14 protein-coding genes are annotated in these 19,230 nt (G+C 42.0%); 11 read left to right on the top strand and 3 right to left on the bottom strand.

Translation table 11 applies throughout. From position 1 onward, the window contains the following. Positions 1–249 precede the first annotated feature (249 nt). Positions 250–825: a hypothetical protein gene (locus CZ367_RS11500; protein WP_077196981.1), complete on the top strand. Its 576-nt coding sequence runs from the start codon at positions 250–252 to the stop codon at positions 823–825. Positions 826–967: 142 nt separating this feature from the next. Here the strand turns inward: CZ367_RS11500 and CZ367_RS11505 are convergent, their stop codons facing one another. Continuing rightward, positions 968–1,885 carry a YitT family protein gene (locus CZ367_RS11505; RefSeq protein WP_077196982.1) on the bottom strand — a complete coding sequence of 306 codons (918 nt, stop codon included), beginning with the start codon at positions 1,883–1,885 and terminating at the stop codon, positions 968–970. 193 nt (positions 1,886–2,078) lie between these two features. Between CZ367_RS11505 and ruvB the strand changes: the two genes are divergently transcribed. The 9 genes from ruvB to CZ367_RS11555 all read left to right on the top strand — a co-directional run bounded on the left by ruvB (position 2,079) and on the right by CZ367_RS11555 (position 15,341). Beyond that, positions 2,079–3,113, top strand: a complete 1,035-nt coding sequence (gene ruvB / locus CZ367_RS11510; protein ID WP_077196983.1) for a Holliday junction branch migration DNA helicase RuvB — start codon at positions 2,079–2,081, stop codon at positions 3,111–3,113. Positions 3,114–3,804: 691 nt separating this feature from the next. Continuing rightward, positions 3,805–6,150, top strand: coding sequence for a type I DNA topoisomerase (gene topA, locus CZ367_RS11515; protein ID WP_077196984.1), 2,346 nt, complete (start codon positions 3,805–3,807; stop codon positions 6,148–6,150). Positions 6,151–6,222: 72 nt separating this feature from the next. After that, positions 6,223–6,774 (top strand): shikimate kinase, encoded by a 552-nt coding sequence (locus CZ367_RS11520; protein ID WP_077196985.1) that lies wholly within the window; start codon positions 6,223–6,225, stop codon positions 6,772–6,774. A 53-nt stretch (positions 6,775–6,827) separates the two neighbouring features. Next, complete coding sequence (gene speA, locus CZ367_RS11525; protein WP_077196986.1) at positions 6,828–8,720, top strand: biosynthetic arginine decarboxylase; 1,893 nt, start codon at positions 6,828–6,830, stop codon at positions 8,718–8,720. Positions 8,721–8,878: 158 nt separating this feature from the next. Then, positions 8,879–9,391, top strand: a complete 513-nt coding sequence (locus CZ367_RS11530; protein WP_077196987.1) for an RNA polymerase sigma factor — start codon at positions 8,879–8,881, stop codon at positions 9,389–9,391. Continuing rightward, complete coding sequence (locus CZ367_RS11535; protein ID WP_077196988.1) at positions 9,381–9,854, top strand: pyruvate ferredoxin oxidoreductase; 474 nt, start codon at positions 9,381–9,383, stop codon at positions 9,852–9,854. The genes CZ367_RS11530 and CZ367_RS11535 overlap by 11 nt, the downstream gene beginning before the upstream one ends. Before the next feature lie 868 nt (positions 9,855–10,722). After that, positions 10,723–11,466: a M15 family metallopeptidase gene (locus CZ367_RS11545; protein WP_077196990.1), complete on the top strand. Its 744-nt coding sequence runs from the start codon at positions 10,723–10,725 to the stop codon at positions 11,464–11,466. Positions 11,467–11,476: 10 nt separating this feature from the next. Continuing rightward, positions 11,477–12,925, top strand: coding sequence for a THUMP-like domain-containing protein (locus CZ367_RS11550; RefSeq protein ID WP_077196991.1), 1,449 nt, complete (start codon positions 11,477–11,479; stop codon positions 12,923–12,925). A gap of 352 nt (positions 12,926–13,277) precedes the next feature. Then, positions 13,278–15,341, top strand: coding sequence for a hypothetical protein (locus CZ367_RS11555; RefSeq protein ID WP_077196992.1), 2,064 nt, complete (start codon positions 13,278–13,280; stop codon positions 15,339–15,341). A gap of 90 nt (positions 15,342–15,431) precedes the next feature. On the opposite strand, the gene ybeY is transcribed toward CZ367_RS11555, so the two are convergent. Continuing rightward, positions 15,432–15,848 carry an rRNA maturation RNase YbeY gene (gene ybeY / locus CZ367_RS11560; RefSeq protein ID WP_077196993.1) on the bottom strand — a complete coding sequence of 139 codons (417 nt, stop codon included), beginning with the start codon at positions 15,846–15,848 and terminating at the stop codon, positions 15,432–15,434. A gap of 260 nt (positions 15,849–16,108) precedes the next feature. Continuing rightward, a complete protein-coding gene (gene coaD, locus CZ367_RS11565; protein WP_077196994.1) occupies positions 16,109–16,555 on the bottom strand; it encodes a pantetheine-phosphate adenylyltransferase in 447 nt (148 codons plus the stop codon). A gap of 971 nt (positions 16,556–17,526) precedes the next feature. Between coaD and CZ367_RS11570 the strand changes: the two genes are divergently transcribed. Further along, positions 17,527–19,176 carry a thiol-activated cytolysin family protein gene (locus CZ367_RS11570; protein ID WP_077196995.1) on the top strand — a complete coding sequence of 550 codons (1,650 nt, stop codon included), beginning with the start codon at positions 17,527–17,529 and terminating at the stop codon, positions 19,174–19,176. Positions 19,177–19,230 lie beyond the last annotated feature (54 nt).

Here is a 19,230-nt window from a genome sequence, read left to right on the forward strand (position 1 = left end):
GATTCAATACGTGTTGGATATGGAACTTGATATATCAAGCCCCTACACCTTTAGGCTGTTGGCTTTAACTCCTTAACTCCCTCTAACTCCGTTTAACTCCTAAAAGATAACTCTAACTCCTAAGAAACACTTATTGTTAAATCTACTGAACCTTTATTTAAGTTGGATAAAATTAAAACTTATTACGAAGAAAAGTAGAACAATTATAATGCAGAAGTCTTACATTTGCAGTCGAAAGAACTACTGCCGATGATAAGACTTTACGTTTTCATAGTCTTTACCTTGCTATCTGTCAGTTTCGGATATGCACAAGAAGTATTAGTATGCGATGCTGTTACACGATTGCCAATCCGTGATGTAGCAACCATAGCCGATGGGAAACCCGTTGGAAAGACCAATTATAAGGGATTGATAACCCTACCCGAAGAATTTCAAGAAGCCTCGTTCAAGTGTAAAAGTTATATCTCTGAAAAGTTGAAGCGTGAAGAAGTGCTGCGTGATACGGTATTGCTTTACCCTGCCGAACACTATCTTGACGAAGTGATAGTGCAAGGTCATCACATCATAAATGGTAAAGAAACCTTGGCAAAGATGCCCAAACGAGACATCTTAGAGCAAGCTTCGCCCCGTGAACTTGGTGGTTTTGATTTTGGACTGATGTTCGACAAGCGGCTCAGGCGTGATAAAGCGCACGTAGAAAAGCAAAGAAAGATATTTGCAGAGATGGACGGAACAAATGCCGAAGACCCCATCTTAAAAGCCTACAACGGGACAAAACTGAAACAACAGGAGGAAGAAAACAAAAAGAAAGCGCAAGGTGAATAATGCTCACTTTGCGCTTTTTCTGTTTAACCCAAATCGGTCATCAGACGAGTCGGACGGGTCGGACTGGTCTGACTGGTCTGACTGGTCTGACGAGTCGGACGACCGATTTGGGCTTAATTATCTATTGATGGCTACGAGTCTTTTATGCCTCTGCCCCCACTTCTTTATGGTTCTTATGCTTCACCTTAAACTTCTCAAATCCTTGACCAAACACTCCCATTACTTGACTTTGTGTTACAAAGGCGTGTGGGTCAATATCGTTTATCACGCTGTACAACAAACCAGCCTCACGCTTACGTGTCACCACAAGCACCACCTTGGTGGTATTGCCTGTATAATAGCCATGTGCATCAATGATGGTGCAACCACGATGAGGCGGAAGCTCTGTTATTTTCTGGCAAATCTCCTCATAACGTTCCGAAATAATAAGGAATTGCACCGAACGAATACCAGAGTTTACGATTTGGTCGAGCACCACAGCACTGATTACCAATGTGAGATAACCATAGATAACTTGATTCCAGTCGTGCAAAACCACATAACTCAACGAAACAATAAACATATCTACCAACACGATAACACGCCCCAACGATATGTCACGATACTTGTTTACCACGGCTGCAACAATGTCCGAACCTCCCGAACTACCATTGTGCGAAAGGCAGAACCCCAAACCTAAACCGCAGAAGATAGCTCCCATCATCGCACCCATCACAGGATCATCATTAAGAATAGTAGGGTGAGGGTACAACCCACGTAGCACACCCGTAGCAAGGGTCATCATCATTACGCCATAGATGGTCTTGATGCAGAAACGAAGTCCCAATGTCTTCAAAGCCAATGCCAAAAGAATGGCATTCATAACAAAATAAGTAACAGAGATAGGCACACCCATTCCCCAATAAATGATAGACGACAGACCAGCCACACCACCATTGCCGATATTGTTAGGCAAGAGGAAAATAGTCCACCCGATGGCATACAATACGCACCCGACAGCAATCATAAAGTAGTCGAACGCCTCTCTGTAAAGCGCACGCTTAGAAATCTTAATACTCATATTGAAGTTTAATATAAAAAATTCGTTGGTGCAAAGTTAGCCATTAAATTATACATAGCCCAACAAATAACATCTTTTTTCTGTTCCAACTCCCAATTCTGCCTTTTCTCTGCACAACGTTTTACCAATGTAACCATAGCCAATAACAAAAAAATAGCTATCTTTGCAAAGATAAAGTAAAGAAGAAAAGCAAATGAACGATGATTTCGATATAAGAGAAGAACGCGTGGGCTCGGCTGAAAAAGAGTTTGAAAACGCACTCCGCCCCCCGAAGTTTGACGACTTTAGCGGACAAGACAAGGTGGTGGAAAACCTCCGTGTGTTTGTTGAGGCTGCCAAATATCGTGGCGAACCCCTCGACCACACCCTCCTACACGGTCCTCCTGGCTTGGGGAAAACCACACTGAGCAACATCATAGCCAATGAGTTGGGCGTAGGTTTTAAGATTACTTCAGGTCCTGTATTGGATAAGCCTGGCGACTTGGCAGGTATTCTCACCTCGCTTGAGCCTAACGATGTACTCTTTATAGACGAAATTCACCGCCTTTCGCCCGTAGTAGAAGAGTATCTATACTCGGCTATGGAAGACTACCGCATCGATATAATGATAGACAAAGGTCCGTCGGCTCGTTCCATACAGATAGACCTCAACCCCTTTACCCTTGTAGGTGCAACCACCCGAAGCGGTTTGCTCACCGCCCCATTGCGTGCTCGCTTTGGCATCAATCTGCACTTGGAGTATTACGACCCCGAAACCTTGAAGCGCATCATAAAACGTTCAGCACAGTTGCTTCGTGTTCCTATAGAGGACGATGCAGCTGTCGAGATTGCACGCCGCTCGCGTGGCACGCCTCGTATCTGCAATGCGCTCCTTCGTCGTGTACGCGACTTTGCTCAAGTAAAGGGCAATGGCACTATCGACCCCGAAATAGCACGTACCTCGCTCCAATCGCTTAACATCGACCAATACGGCTTAGACGAGATAGACAATAAGATATTGCTCACCATCATCGATAAGTTTCGTGGCGGCCCCGTGGGTGTATCTACTATCGCAACCGCCATTGGCGAAGATGGCGGCACGGTGGAAGAGGTGTACGAACCCTATCTTATTATGGAAGGTTTTATAAAGCGCACCCCTCGTGGGCGTATGGCTACGCCTTTGGCTTACGAACATCTTGGACGCAATATGTCAGGGTCGGAAGTGGCACAACCCAACTTGTTCGACTAATTTATACACGTTTTTTCGCTTGCAATCCCATTATGAACCGTCATAATGGGATTGTTCTGTTTTTCCTCTATCCATCTTTCTAAAACAAAACATCAATCTTTCAGAAGCAAAACATATATGTTTGGCAGTGCCAAAGTTCAACTTTGACAGGGTAAAACATATATGTTTTGGGTGGTGAAACATATATGTTTTGGAATGGGTTTGTAAACGTTTGGTTATCAATATGTTATAAATGGGTGTTTGAAAGCTTGTCGCAGTTTTCTCATTGTTCTGTTTTTCCTTTCCCACACGTTGCTGTTTTAAGCCAAATCGGTCGTTAGACTTCTTCGAGATTTGCGAGCTTATTTTGAGCTATTTTTGGTTGTCTTTGAAGACGTTTAGCGAGCTAAACAACTGGAAAACCAAACGAAAAGCGCCAGAATAAGGTGCAAAGACGAAGAAAAGCATAACATCTAAACGCTTTAAAAAGACATCTCATAAGTTTCCAAAATAATAAAGTAAGCACCTAAACTGGTCTAACGACCGATTTGGGTTGAATAGAGATGCGTGTAATAAGTAGTTTATCAGCAAGCCTTTAATGTGCAGTTTCTTTGTCTTAGGGTTAAAAAACCAAAAAATATTGCATTATATAAGGTGTATGACAAAAGATTGCTTACTTTTGCGCCCTTGAAAACTGTATATAAACGCTGATATGCAAGAAAATTTAGTAATTGTAGAGAGCCCCGCAAAGGCCAAAACGATAGAAAAGTTTTTAGGCGACGACTTTAAAGTGATGTCGTCTTATGGTCATATTCGTGACTTGAAGAAGAAAGAAATTAGTATTAATCTCGACTCATTAGAGCCCGATTATGAAATTCCAGAGGAAAAGAAAAAGATTGTAAGCGAACTCAAGAAGTGCGCTAAGGCTGCTAAACAGGTTTGGTTGGCATCCGATGAGGACCGCGAGGGAGAAGCTATCAGCTGGCACTTGTGCGAGGTTTTGGGCTTGGACGAAAGCAAAACCAATCGCATTGTGTTTCACGAAATCACGAAGCCTGCTATTCTCGCAGCCATCGAAAATCCACGCCGATTGGATATGAACCTTGTTAACGCACAGCAAGCACGCCGTGTGTTAGACCGTTTGGTGGGTTTTAGCCTCTCGCCTGTATTGTGGCGCAAGGTGAAACCTGCATTGAGCGCAGGTCGTGTACAAAGTGTGGCAGTGCGCCTCATTGTGGAACGCGAACGCGAGATACAGAACTTCAAGTCAGAACCTTACTATCGTCTCAATGGTATCTTTGCTGTGAAAGGCGAAGATGGAGCTATGAACGAAGTAAAGGCTGAACTCAATAAGCGATTTAAGACCCACGAGGAAGCGTTGGCGTTCTTGGAACACTGCAAGACATCAACCTTTAGGGTGTCTACCATTGCTAAAAAGCCATTAAAGCGCACACCAGCACCTCCGTTCACTACATCTACATTGCAACAAGAGGCAGCCCGCAAATTGGGATTTACCGTAAGCCAAACGATGATGGTGGCACAACGATTGTACGAAGCTGGACGCATCACCTATATGCGTACCGATAGCGTAAACCTCTCTACTTTGGCTGTTAACAATGCAAAAGAAGAAATAGAAAAGCTTTACGGCACAGCATACAGCAAGACACGTAAGTATCACACCAATGCAAAGGGAGCGCAGGAGGCTCACGAAGCTATCCGCCCAACCTATATGGACGCTACTTCGATAGACGGAACAAGTCAGGAGAAACGTTTGTACGACTTAATTTGGAAGCGTACGGTGGCCTCACAGATGGCTGATGCACAGATTGACAAAACCACAATTGGCATTGGACTTGTAGATAGCAATGGCAAAGAAGATACCAACTTCTCGTTTGTAGCTACAGGAGAGGTCATTACTTTCGATGGTTTCTTGAAAGTTTATCGTGAGTCGACCGATGATGAAAACGATTCGGAAGACTTTTCACACGCATTGCCTGTAATGAATGAGGGCGACGATTTGGAACGCCGCGACATTGTTTCTACCGAGCGTTACTCTATGAGTCCAAGTCGTTACACCGAAGCAAGTCTTGTTCACAAGTTGGAAGAATTGGGTATAGGTCGCCCATCTACATACGCACCAACCATTTCGACCATTCAACAGCGTGAATATGTACAGAAAGGCGACAAGAAAGGTGAAGAGAGAAGCTACAAAGTGGACACCTTGCAGAGTTTGAAAATAACATCAAAGACCAAGAAAGAGATGGTGGGCGCAGACAAAGGCAAGCTCATTCCAACCGATATTGGTATTGTGGTGAACGATTTCTTGATGGAAAACTTTGACGAAATTATGGATTACAACTTCACAGCTAAGGTAGAGCAGGAGTTTGATAAAATTTCGGAAGGTAAAGCTGCGTGGAACGCAGAGATGAAAGGTTTTTATAAGGAGTTTGAACCTAAGGTTGAGGCGGTTATGAACGCTCGTTCGGAACACAAAGCTGGTGAAAGAGAACTCGGTATCGACCCTAAGAGCAACAAGCCTGTGTTTGTAAAGATTGGACGCTTTGGCCCTGTGGTGCAGATAGGTAGTGCTGACGATGAGGAAAAACCACGTTTCGCACAGCTCCCATCAGATAAGAGTATGGAAACCTTGACCCTTGATGAGGCTTTGGAGCTCTTTAAGTTGCCAAGAACCGTGGGACAGTTTGAAGAAACCGATGTTGTTATCGGTGCAGGACGCTTTGGTCCATACATTATGCACGATAAGAAGTATGTGTCATTACCAAAGGAAGAAAACCCATTGACGGTATCGCTCGACACAGCTATCCAACTTATACAAAAGAAACGTTTGCAGGATGCACAACGCCACTTGAAGAGTTTCGAAGAAGATGCTAATCTTGAGGTGATGAATGGACCTTATGGACCTTATATAACTTTTGAAGGAAAGAACTATCGCATACCTAAAGCAATGCACGATAAGGCTGCTGAGCTAAGCTATGAAGAGTGTCAAGAGATTATAAAGAACGCTCCTGAACCTAAAACAAAGCGAGTTCGCAAATAAAAAAGATAGAGCTTAACAAACAATAGGCTAAGCCCTCTTCTTCTTAAATGAGGAGGATAGACACAACAGACGATGGCAGAAAGCAAGGCTAACTACCTACACCGCATTATCATTATCGGCTATATGGGAGCTGGTAAAACCACCTTGGGCAAGGCATTGTCGAAGGATTTGGGCTTGCCATTCTACGACTTGGATTGGTACATTGAAAGTAGAATGAGGAAAACCATCGAACAAATATTTGTCGAACGTGGCGAAGAAGGCTTCAGAACCATTGAGCGCAATATGCTGCACGAGGTGGCTGAGTTTGAAAATGTCGTAATATCGTGCGGAGGAGGTACACCTTGTTTTTTCGATAATATGGACTATCTCAACCAACAGGCCGAAACCATCTATCTCAAAGCTACACCCGATGTGCTTTATAGTCACATTAAAATGAGCAAAAAGGTGCGCCCACTCTTGCAAAACAAGACTGCTGACGAGGTAAAGACCTATATGAGCGAACAGTTGGCTAAACGTGAAGCATATTACAGCAAAGCCAAACACACGATAGACATTGCACTCTTGGATAGCAACGACAAAATACAGAGTGCTGTAAAACAATTGAAAGCAAGCATAAAATTATAAATTACACTCCGCAAAGACGGAATAACAAAAAACACCTGATTGAACTTGGGCTTATGAAAAAGTGGACAATAGAAGATGCAAAAGAACTCTATAACATTAAGGGGTGGGGTAATCCTTACTTCAGCGTTAATGACAAAGGCAACGTTTATGTAGCTCCTTGCAAGGGAGAGACCCAGATTGACTTGCGAGAGATAATGGACGAGCTGAGTTTGCGCGATGTTACACCGCCTGTATTGCTGCGTTTTCCTGATATATTGGACGACCGAATAGAGAAGACATCTTCGTGTTTCGACCATGCAACCAAAGCGTACGATTACAAGGGCGAGAACTTTATCATCTATCCCATTAAGGTAAATCAGATGCAACCTGTGGTGGAGGAGATAATCTCTCACGGTAAGAAATTTAATCTTGGACTTGAAGCGGGTTCAAAGCCCGAACTTCACGCCGTAATCGCTGTACAGTGTCAGAGCGATTCGCCTATCATTTGCAACGGATACAAGGACCAAAGCTACATAGAATTGGCACTCTTGGCACAGAAAATGGGCAAGCGTATCTTCATTGTAGTTGAGAAACTGAACGAAATAGATATTATTGCAAAGGCTGCAAAGAAGCTTAATGTAGTGCCAAACATTGGTATTCGTATCAAGTTGGCTTCAACGGGCTCGGGTAAATGGTCGGAAAGTGGAGGCGATGCATCGAAGTTTGGACTCACCGCATCAGAACTTTTGCAGGCTTTAGAGAAGTTGGACGAGAAGGGATTGCACGATAGTTTGCGTCTTATCCATTTCCATATAGGCTCTCAAATCACTAAAATCCGCCGCATACAAACTGCGCTTACGGAAGCTGCACAATACTATGTGAACCTCAGAAAGATGGGTTACAACGTCGATTTTGTAGACTGTGGAGGCGGCTTAGGTGTAGACTATGACGGCACACGTTCGTCAAGCAGCGAAAGCTCAATCAATTATAGCATTCAAGAATATGTAAACGACTGCGTTTATACTTTTGTTGATGCAGCTGACAAGAGCAACATTCCCCACCCGAATATCATTACCGAAAGTGGACGAAACGTAGCTGCTCACCACTCAATATTGGTAATTGATGTACTTGAAACTGCAAAATTACCCGAAATGCCTGAAGAGTTTGAGGCGAAAGAAACCGACCACCAATTGGTGCGCGAGCTATATAAGATATGGGACAACCTCAACTCACGTAATATGTTAGAGGATTGGCACGATGCCGAACAGATACGTGAAGAATCGTTGGAACTCTTCTCACACGGTATGGTAGACCTAAAGACACGTGCCGAAATAGAAGCGATGTACTGGAGCGTATGCCACGAAATAAATACGTTGGCTAAGAATATGAAGCACGCACCCGAAGAGTTGCGCCGCTTGGACAAGCTCTTGGCAGACAAATACTTCTGCAACTTCTCGCTCTTCCAGTCGTTGCCTGACAGTTGGGCGATAGACCAATTGTTCCCCGTAATGCCAATTCAGCGACTTGACGAACGTCCCTCACGCAAATGTACCTTGCAAGACATCACCTGCGATAGTGATGGTAAGATAGCCAATTTTGTAGCAGAAGGACGCACAAGCCACGTACTTCCTGTACACGCCTTAAAGCGCAATGAACCCTATTACCTTGGTGTTTTCCTTGTTGGAGCTTATCAAGAGATACTTGGCGATATGCACAATCTCTTCGGCGATACCAACGCTGTACATATCTCTGCTCAAAACGGAACGTATCATATCGACCAAATATTCGATGGAGAGACCGTGGAAGAAGTATTGGAATACGTACAATACAACCCTAAGAAGTTGGTTAGACAGTTGGAAATATGGGTAACAAAGAGCGTTAAGCAAGGCAAGATTTCGTTAGAAGAAGGCAAGGAATTTCTAAGCAACTATCGAAGCGGATTGTACGGCTACACATATTTAGAATAAGCAAAAGATAAGTAATAAGTCGGACGGGTCGGACAAGTCAGCCCCCTCCGACTTATTTTATAATCCCCTCTTATAACTTTAATAAACGTTAAAGCACGTCTTTTTTCTCTAATGCTTGTAACTTTCTCCCACAGTTGTTCGTCAACCATATAGAGACGATGAAGAAAATCAGTTTCAGAAACGATGTACTGCCTTTAAAGAACCCACTCTTTAGGCTTGCCCTCCGCATCACCCTAAGCAGGGAAGAGGCAGAGGACATAGTGCAAGACACACTGATAAAAGTTTGGAACAAGAGGTTTGAGTGGGACAACATCGACTCCATTGAGGCTTACAGCCTACGTATATGCAGAAACATATCGTTGGACAAGCTTAAAATGAAAGAGAACAACAATCGTTCGCTCGATGCCGAACCTACCGAAATGTTGCTTACAACGCCCAATCCACAAGAAAAGACAATAGAAAACGACAAAGTTCGTGTGGTAAGGCAAATCATCAACTCGCTCCCAGAGAAACAAAAAAGCTGCTTGCAGCTAAGAGATTTTGAGGGAAAGCAATACAAAGAGATTGCTGAAATATTGGATATAACCGAAGAGCAAGTAAAGGTGAACATCTTTAGAGCACGCCAAACGGTTAAAATCAAGTATCAGAAGATAGACGAATATGGATTATAAATACATTGAACAGTTGTTGGAGCGTTATTGGGAATGCCAAACCACGCTAAAAGAGGAGAACATTCTCCGCACATTCTTTTCACAAGAGGATGTGCCAGCTGAACTTTTGCCCTATAAAGAAGTGTTTGCTTACCAACAGGAAGCAATCAACGATGAAGTATTGGGCGAGGATTTCGACCATAAAGTATTAGCATTGATAGATGAGGACAAGCCTGTAAAGGCACGTACCATCACGATGCGCCAACGAATGATGCCTTTCTTCAAGGCAGCAGCTATCGTGGCAATCATTCTAACCTTGCAGAATGCCGTACAAAGCGCATTGACTGACAAGGCAGCAGAGCCACAGCCTACCACCAATATGGCAGGAATAAACAAGCCAACTGAAGGCCCTTCGATGGCAAAAGCCGACTCGGCAAAGGTCGATTCCATTGGTAAAACAGCCAAGGTGATAGATACCGAATAGTATTAAACAAGAAATTTCTATGCTTTTTCAATAAATATAAATCATTTTTTAGTAAAACAAAAACAGTCCGAAAGGACGACATACACTCATTTTTTTTAAAACATACAACAATCAGAAAAGGTCAATTCTCACACCGAGAGTTGACCTTTTCCTTTTTCATACAATATCTTTTGAATTGGAAATATAGACCAATCGCGGGAAATGCTAAAACTATGATTTTTGCTTTTATAAACCATTGGTAATCAATGTTTTATATTTGTGTTCTAAAACATATATGTTTTACCCTGTCAAAGTTGAACTTTGGCATTGCTAAACATATATGTTTGACATTGCCAAACATATATGTTTGGGAAGTTCAAAGATATAGGTCTTGTTATAGAAAGGTTATGAGGTTATAAACAGAACAATATGCGGAGGGCTTTTGTCGTTTGTTTTGCGCTCTTGCTCCGTTCTGTTCTTTTCGTTCTTGTGCTGATTTGTTGCTCTCCGATTACTATTTTTTACTTTTTTATTTGTCTCTTTGCGCAATACGATTATTTAAACCCAAATTGGTCATTAGGATTTCTCTTTGCCGTACGACACAGAGAAATCTTAATGACCAATTTTGGGTTAATGCACAAGAGGGCGTTTCTCAGCTCGATGTATTTGCACTTAGCGGTGTGAAAGTAGGTAGAGTAGAGGTTGTAAATGGTACACCTGATTTGAAAAAGTTGCCACGTGGTGTTTATATTATTGGTGGGAAAAGGGTTGTGAAATAAGTTGCAAATCCTTGAAATGATACGAATGGTATCTAAAAAATTTGTTTGTAGCGCGATAAAGCTGTAACTTTGGGACGCATTTCGCTCAACAAACAAATTTGAAAAGATATATGAAGAAAACAGTTATTGCACTGATGGTATGGCTCGGAATATGTAGTTTCGTTGCCATACCATCGGTGCAAAATGGTAAGATAAAGGGTGTTAAATCTGCCACAGCTCAACGAATGGAGCGGCAAGGACTGGTAGATATTAAAACCATAGACCCATCTATAAAGATTGCCTTGATGTATGCTCGCACGGACAACTTCTGCCATAAAGTGTTGTACACTGACCTTCGAGAGGCGTATGTATTGCCTCGTTGTGGGGCAGCACTCAAACGTGCGCAAGCCGAACTTAAACGTCTTCGCCCTGACCTTAGTCTTTGCATATTCGATGCCACCCGTCCGATGAGTGTTCAACAAACAATGTGGGACGCTGTGAAGAACACTAATCATAGTTTTTATGTATCTAATCCAGCTCGTGGAGGTGGAATGCACAACTATGGAATGGCTGTGGACATAAGTCTTTGCAAGGCTTCGTGGAACGAAAACCAATGGAAAGAAGGGTCGCAACGTTGCCAAATAGATACCATTCCGATGGGTGTAAAGGTGGACCACTTGGGGGTTGAAAGCCATATAGATAAAGAGCAGCAACTCTTAAGTAAAGGTGTGCTGAACAAAGAGAGCCTTGCCAATCGCCAATTGTTGCGTCGTGTGATGGTGGCAGCTGGTTTTACACCCTTGAGAACAGAATGGTGGCACTTCAATCTTTGTACCCGTGCGTGGGCAAAAGCTAACTTAAAGGTGGTGAAATAGCAAATCTGAAATGAATATTAAGGAACTTTTTACCCCCGAACTTGTAGCTTTTGTAGCACAGCATCGCAATGATGATGTGCGTAAATTGGCTTTCTTGGCTGATAAATATCCAACGATTGACTTTCCTTTTGCACTCAATCAGGTGGCAGGAATGCAAACTGCAAGCACTAAACTTCCAACTTGGGCAGATAAAGAGGGCATCGTTTATCCGCCGCACATCAGTATGGAACAATGCTCTTCTGAACCAACAGCACGCTATAAGGCAGAGTTGGTGCAGCGATTGTCGAACGACTACTTGCAAAACAAGAAGCGAACGAGTGTAAAAGACAATCAATCGTGTGCGAAAGATGAACTATTACTTGCAAAAGATAATGGAACGTGTGTAGAAAATAATGGAAAGACAACCGAAACATCGTTCTCCACGCTTATAGACATTACAGGCGGATTTGGTGTAGACTTCTCTTTTATGGCGCAAGGATTTAATGCTACATACGTAGAACAGCAACCTCATCTTTGTGAAATAGCACTCTACAACTTTCCACGATTGGGATTGAACAATGCAAAGGTGGTGAATGGCGATGGAGTAGACTATCTCCATACGCTCCAATTCTCAACTATCATCTATCTTGACCCTGCCCGCCGCAATGCAGAGGGTGGTAAAACGGTGGCAATAGCTGATTGTACGCCCAATCTTTTAGCAATAAAAGAAGAGCTAATACAGAAGAGTGGGTACACGATAGTGAAACTTTCGCCGATGTTAGATTGGCATAAGGCGGTGCGAGAACTGAACGCTGAAGCCAACATTGTGCGTGAAGTGCACGCCATAGCTGTAAAGAACGAATGTAAGGAATTGCTCTTTGTCTTGTCAAAAGGCGATGCTCCGCTCCGCTTTTATTGTGCGAACGATGGTAAGATATTCAGCTTTAACGAACAAGATGAGGCTCAATTGCAGCTCAGCGACCCGCTTTTAAAAGGCAGCAATAAACTTTCACCGCTTAGCAACAAACTTTCAGAGGATAGTAACGAGCTTTCACCGCTTAGCGACCTACTTTTGCAAACGAAAGCTGAACCCTTGCAAATAAGCGATGCATCTTTGATACCGCAATATCTCTACGAGCCCAATTCGGCGATAATGAAATTAGGTGGCTTCGCTCCACTTTCGGCTCGTTATGGTGTAAAAGCTGTGAGCCAAAATTCTCATCTATTTGTCTCCGTAGACCCAATTGATGATTTTGCAGGACGTAGCTTCCGTATCCGAACCATCACATCAATGAATAAGAAGGAGCTACGGAAAGCATTGTCAGGGATAACTGCTGCCAACATAACCGTCCGCAATTTCCCCCTAAGCGTTGCAGATTTGCGCAAGAAACTAAAGCTTAAAGACGGTGGAAACATCTATCTTTTTGCCACAACAGATGTAGCCAACAACCATCTACTCATCGTCTGTGAAAAATGTTAGCAATAACAAAAACTACTAATCGATAAACTAAAAAGTAGTCAACCTACAAACTAAAATTAGTTAATCGACAAACATAACATCGTCAATCCATAAATAAAAGCAATCAATCCATACATCTCTTGGATTGGCTGCTTTGTTGTTTTATCTCCTTTCGATAGACAAATTAAGTTTTGTACATTAATTTCTTACAAATTCAAGACATATTATTTATTTTTCTTGTTTTTATAGAAAGAATACCTTACATTTGCATTACATAGTTATGAATTGATAGTTATAAGAAACTAAACAGACTTATTGTTATCAACAATTCAAACAATCGCATAACGTTTTACATTATAATAATTTATCAACAATGAAGAAACTAATTGCTACGATGATGACTGCAATTGCCTTAATGGGCGGTTTGACAGTTACGGCACAAACTCAAGACACGGAATACCAGCTCTTTGGACATAGAGTAGGTACAAGCTATGCCAATGGAATTTATAAGTTTACGAGTACAAAGACTACTGCAACCAAGGTAGCCGACATCTCTGCCACGCCCGACTTAGGTTCTGTGAAAGTAGACGACCGATATTACGTATTTAGCCAAGACAAGACAAGCGGTTACGGCACCGATTACTATATGACCATTTACGATGTGTCTGACTTCAAATACGTAACACGTGCAAAGGTAACGCCTCTACTTATTGAGGGAGCTCCAATGGCATATAACCCTGTAAACAAGAAGGTTTACACCATTTATTCAGAGAACAATTACCTTTATACCTTGGTCACAATCGACCTTTCTAATCGTAAAAAGACAGAAATAGGCAGCCTTTCTACAAAGCGTTTCTGGACCTTAACCTTCAATGAGACAGGCAAACTCTACGGCATAGCTGACGATGGCAAGCTCTACGCCATAGACCCTACAAACGCAAACACCACCGCAATAGGTTCGGTAGGCCATATTCCTAACTATCAACAAGCAGCAACTTTCCTCCCAGGGGATAACAACACAATGTATTGGGCTGGAACTTTCGCGAAGGAAGATGCTGCCTTGTATAAGGTGGACGTCACCAATGGAACGACCACACCTATCGAAAAGTTTGCCGAAGATGCAGAGTTTAACACCCTTTGGGTAGGCGATAAGGTGGTAAAGGCAGGTGCACCAGCTGCAGCCACAATGCTTAGTACCACCTTTACCAATGGTTCGCTCAAGGGTACAATGAACTTTACAGCACCAACAACAGCACACGATGGAAGCAGCATTTCGGGCGAATTGACTTACAAAGTATTTGTTGACGGCACAGAAAAGGCAACGGGTAAGACCGAAGCAGGCAAGGAAGTGAAAGCAGAGATAGAAACCACACAAGGCGTACACGACTTTACGGTGGTAATGGCAAATACGATTGGCGAAGGTGACAAGGCAGAACTGAAGAGTCAATATGTAGGTCTTGACACGCCAAAGCCTGTAAAAAACATTGCTTTTAAACGGGGTACACAGCCCAACGAGTATGTGCTTACGTGGGAAAATGTTACCGAAGGCGAGCACAATGGCTATATTGACCCAGCAAGCGTGAAATACAAGGTACGCAAAATGCCAGAAGATAAGGTGATAAACGAGCGTGCTACTTCGCCCTACACCTTTACCATAGAGCAAGCTAATGCCGAACGTTGCTTCTTTGATGTTATCCCTTATGTAGACAATGCTACAACGGGATTGCCGATGAGTTCGAACAAACTTTTGGTAGGCAAGGCGTTTGAAGTGCCTTACAGCGAAGATTTCTCTTCCAACGACAACTTCCTGCTGTATACCATTATCAATGTAGACGACGACAACGCCACTTGGGACTACGATTACGACTACAAATTTCTGAAGATTTATAACACTTCTGTGGCTAAAAACGATTGGGCTATCACTCCGTTTATTGCTGTAGAGAAGGGAATGGAGTACAAACTATCGTTCGATGTTAGGAGCTTTGGTACAGAAACCTTCGAGGTAAAATATGGTAAAGATGCTACTGTTGAGGCTATGACCGAACAGGTATTGCCTACAACCGAAGTGGCTTCAGATGGAGAATTTGTAAGTAAGGAATGTACTTTCACAGCCAAAGAGACAGGAAACTTCTTTATAGGATTTCACGTAAATACAACTGATGTAGAAAAGGGTATGACCCTTTATTTGGACAACATCAAGCTCGATAAAACAGGGGCTACAGCTATAAATGCTGTTGAGGCAACACAAGCACCACAATTCATCGTTGTTAATAGCGGTTTGCGTATGTTGGGCGCAGCTGCCGACGTAGTTGTAACTCGCTTAGATGGAGCAATTATTTTCCACGGCACAATGCAGCCTAACGCAACGATAGTTTTGCAAAAGGGTGTGTATATAGTTAGATGTAACGGAAAAGCACAAAAGATAGTTGTAAGATAACTATCACGCAATAAGCAATAATAACAAAAGCAGTCAATCCACACAATGCTTGGATTGACTGCTTTTATTTTTTTTATCCCTTCCTGTACTTTATTTAGCGAGCAAAGCGAGCGCCTTGTCTTCGTTCTCCTCCATTATTTCACGTTCGCCAGGACCTTTGTCGTTGATGCCACAAAGGTGTAGTATGCCGTGAATGATGACACGATGAAGCTCCTCCTCATAGCTTTTGCCAAACTTCTCCGCATTGGTACGCACCGTGTCTAACGATATAACCAAATCGCCGTTCAGTGTGTTGCCCTCACAATAGTCGAATGTGATGATGTCGGTGTAATAGTCGTGGTTGAGATACTCATTGTTTACTTCAAGTATTTTCTCATCGTCCACAAACAAATAACCTATTTCACCCACCTTTTTGTTGTGCGAAGCCGCTACCGCCTTTATCCATTGGGTAGTGTCACGTTTCTTTATCTTGGGCAGTTTTACACCCTCTGCGTTGTATGTTATCATATCTTTTCTTCCTTTTTCTTAATGTTTTGGGGCTTTCGTTTCTGTTGTTTCCCCTTTATGCTTTAGACTGGTTCTATCAATTAGCTTTGTTAGATTTTGAGCTTATTTTTGAGGTCAAAATGCAAGAGAGTGAAGGAGTGTAGCGAGCTACACGACTGAACGAACTTACATTTTGAACCAAAAATGGAGCCAAAAGATAACAAAACGTATTTCATAAAAAATTAATGACTATATGCGGTGGTAATTTATAGAACCAGCCTTTAGTATCCCTTGGGCAGAAACTCATCTACGTTATGCCCGAAATGCGACAATTCGCGCACCATACTTGAGCTGATGCACGCCACATCTGGGTCGGCAACGAGCAAGACGGTTTCTACACCCCCTATCCGCTTGTTTATTTCCGCCTGTTCGCGCTCGTATTCGAAGTCCTTTATCGAACGCACACCCTTTATTATATAGGTAGCTTGCACTCTGTGGGCAAAGGCTACGGCAAGGTCCGAGTAGGCTTTCACCTCTATGCGCTCATCGTTGGCATACAGGCGTGCAATGCGTGCTACCCTTTCCTCAGTAGGAAGCATATACTTTTTATGCTCGTTGATGCCCACACCTATAATGATGCGGTCGAAAAGGGGCAATGCTCGCTTAACGATAGCATCGTGTCCGATGGTGAAAGGGTCGAAACTGCCAAGAAATAAACCTATTTTCATTGCTTGCTATTGATTAATTGGCGAGTTCATACGTTCGAACTCTCTGCAAATTTACTTTATTTCTGTAATACTACCAAACTAATACATCGCTTTATTGTTTTCACATTATAATAGATGATCGTTGAGGCTGTGGGGGAGAGGAAATATAGAACAATGTGAGAAGAGTATGGTTTTTTGAAAGTGCGCAAGTGTAACTTATTGATTACCAAATGTTTGGGAAGGACTTGTAAAACATATATGTTTCACCACCCAAAACATATATGTTTTACCCTGTCAAAGTTGAACTTTGGCACTGCCAAACATATATGTTTTGCTTTCAAAAGATATATGTTTTGTTTTTAATCGATGCAATGAGGAAAAATAGAACAATAAGTATAGGATAGCAATATTTGATTTCACAGCACATATTTTTTGAATGTTTTATTTATTAAGAATAGCAGTTGGGTGTTAAAATTATTGAAAATTGCTTGTTTCTTTGTATTTTATAGCCGAAATACTTTGTTGATTAAATTTTTAAAATTGTTCTAAATGTAACTAATTGCCCGTTTTTTTATTTCTTTTGAATTAATATTCAATTTATTTTAAGTCCTATTTACCCTGTTTTACCTGCCTTGTGAAACCTAACTTTTCGTGTCTACTTCGTTATATTTTTCACTTTTAATAACTGTATCGTAACAAATAGTTTGTTTTATGATGGATATCAACGTTTTTTATCGTGTTTGCTTAAAAAGTGTTTCATTGTGTGGTAGTTTTTAAATATTTGTGTGAAATGTTCTTAATTATCATTCTTTTTTTTCTTTAAATATTTTGTAGTTACATTTTTTATACTGAATTTTACATCGGAAAACTATTCTCTGTACTTATTGCAAAAAGAATAGCGACAGAATATAGACTCATCACAACCGACTGAATACTTAAAACAAGTATATAGAAAGTAATAGACTAATTATATTTATTAAAAACCTTCAATTATGAAAAAAAGTATTATTTACCTGTTGTCAGCAACAGCGTTATTGGGGCTGAGCAGTTGTTCTAATGTTGATGAACCATTAGATGCACAACAAGAGTTGGCTCAACAAGCTATTATCACAAATCAGCAGGCTATGCAGGATTATTTGAATAGCTTAAAAACTCCAGGTGTACCAGAAGGCACACGTGCACTCCCACCAAGCATTACAGACGAACACACAGAGCAAATCCCTGGTGAAGACAATGGCGTACCAGGCTATTGGGTAGTGACAAAGAAACACTATAAGGCTTCACAATTGTTCGATGAAACAATCGTTCTCGATCCACACGCTGATATTCTTTATCCTGGCTGTGTGTTGAGCGGTAAATCTATTGATGAAGGCTCTTATACTCCTGTAACAGAAGCAGAAGTAGGCGACATCACATTCTCTATCAATAAGCCTGTAGCAGACGGCGTTGACCCATCTGCAATAAGAAGAACTATCTTCAATCCACGCTTGAGCGAGTACCGTACAGTATTCAATGAATGGGCAGGTCTTCACTACAAGCAAGGCGCAGTAACATCTATACACAGCCTTGAATCTGTAACATCTAAGAACGAAGTTATGGCTAAGATTGGTGCTGCATTCGGCAACCAAGATATTGATATTGCAGCTAACTTAGGCTTCGACTTCGATAAGCAGAAGACACACATCTTGGCGAAGTTTATCCAAAAGCAGTTTACTGTAACTACCGACTTCCCTAAGACTCCGACAATCTTCACTTCTATCAATCCAATGATTATCCGTGAGTATGCGCCTGTTTACGTTAGCAACCTCACATACGGACGTATGATTTTTATGAGTGTTGATACAAACCACTCACTCTCTGAAGTCCGTACAGCTCTTAACTTCGCTGTTAAGGCTATCGATCTCAAGATTGACTTGGAATCACAATATCAAAGAGTATTGGACGAAAGTGATATTAAGGTAACTATCATCGGTGGTGGTCAAGGCACACAGAAGATGGCACTCAATGACGGTTGGGCTGGATTCAAAGAATATATGAACCGCGATGTTGAAATGCAAGAACTTACACCAATCAGCTTCTCATTGCGTTACGCTAAAGACAACTCTGTTTGCCGCGTTATCAACAATGGCGAATATGACGTAGTTAACCGTTCTTTCGTTCCTGAGTTCAAGACAATGAATATCGAAATTGCACTCTCAGGTATCAAGGGTAAGGAAGGAAGCCGCAAGGTAGAGTCTGGTAATGAGTTCGAAATCTATGGTAAGGGTTGGGCTACATTCGACGGAAAGCCTATTGGAGACCTCTTTAACATCGGTCGTAAGAACTATTACGTAGTAAAGAAGGGCGACGCGTTTACAAAAATCGATGGTACACGTGGTGTTCTCTCTTTGACAAAGGGTGACAACGAAAGCTTTGCTGACTTCTGTCAAAAGCGTATCCGCTTCTATACACATATGCGCGATTACGATGCACGTATTATCGAAAAAAACGATAAGGATTATAGCGAAACTTATCAAGAGTTCTCTATTGGTGACCTCTTGGCTAAGGTAAGAGCTGGCGATAGCAACTTCTCTGTTATCGGTACTGGTCATGGCGTTTGTGTAGAAACACAACTCCACGTATCAAACGTTACTTATAGATAATAAATAAACCTAAAGCACCATGCAGAATATTGTGTTCTTGTGTGGTGCTTCTTG

Source organism: Prevotella ihumii, from assembly GCF_900155655.1.
In the GTDB taxonomy this organism is placed as follows: domain Bacteria; phylum Bacteroidota; class Bacteroidia; order Bacteroidales; family Bacteroidaceae; genus Prevotella; species Prevotella ihumii.

Excerpts from the sequence above, each read along its gene's own strand:
- CZ367_RS11570 (WP_077196995.1), top strand. The coding sequence starts at position 17,527 with ATGAAAAAAAGTATTATTTACCTGTTGTCAGCAACAGCGTTATTGGGG.
- CZ367_RS11555 (WP_077196992.1), top strand. The coding sequence starts at position 13,278 with ATGAAGAAACTAATTGCTACGATGATGACTGCAATTGCCTTAATGGGC.
- CZ367_RS11500 (WP_077196981.1), top strand. The coding sequence starts at position 250 with ATGATAAGACTTTACGTTTTCATAGTCTTTACCTTGCTATCTGTCAGT.
- CZ367_RS11505 (WP_077196982.1), bottom strand. The coding sequence starts at position 1,885 with ATGAGTATTAAGATTTCTAAGCGTGCGCTTTACAGAGAGGCGTTCGAC.
- speA (WP_077196986.1), top strand. The coding sequence starts at position 6,828 with ATGAAAAAGTGGACAATAGAAGATGCAAAAGAACTCTATAACATTAAG.
- topA (WP_077196984.1), top strand. The coding sequence starts at position 3,805 with ATGCAAGAAAATTTAGTAATTGTAGAGAGCCCCGCAAAGGCCAAAACG.
- CZ367_RS11520 (WP_077196985.1), top strand. The coding sequence starts at position 6,223 with ATGGCAGAAAGCAAGGCTAACTACCTACACCGCATTATCATTATCGGC.
- CZ367_RS11550 (WP_077196991.1), top strand. The coding sequence starts at position 11,477 with ATGAATATTAAGGAACTTTTTACCCCCGAACTTGTAGCTTTTGTAGCA.
- CZ367_RS11535 (WP_077196988.1), top strand. The coding sequence starts at position 9,381 with ATGGATTATAAATACATTGAACAGTTGTTGGAGCGTTATTGGGAATGC.
- coaD (WP_077196994.1), bottom strand. The coding sequence starts at position 16,555 with ATGAAAATAGGTTTATTTCTTGGCAGTTTCGACCCTTTCACCATCGGA.
- ybeY (WP_077196993.1), bottom strand. The coding sequence starts at position 15,848 with ATGATAACATACAACGCAGAGGGTGTAAAACTGCCCAAGATAAAGAAA.
- CZ367_RS11530 (WP_077196987.1), top strand. The coding sequence starts at position 8,879 with ATGAAGAAAATCAGTTTCAGAAACGATGTACTGCCTTTAAAGAACCCA.
- CZ367_RS11545 (WP_077196990.1), top strand. The coding sequence starts at position 10,723 with ATGAAGAAAACAGTTATTGCACTGATGGTATGGCTCGGAATATGTAGT.
- ruvB (WP_077196983.1), top strand. The coding sequence starts at position 2,079 with ATGAACGATGATTTCGATATAAGAGAAGAACGCGTGGGCTCGGCTGAA.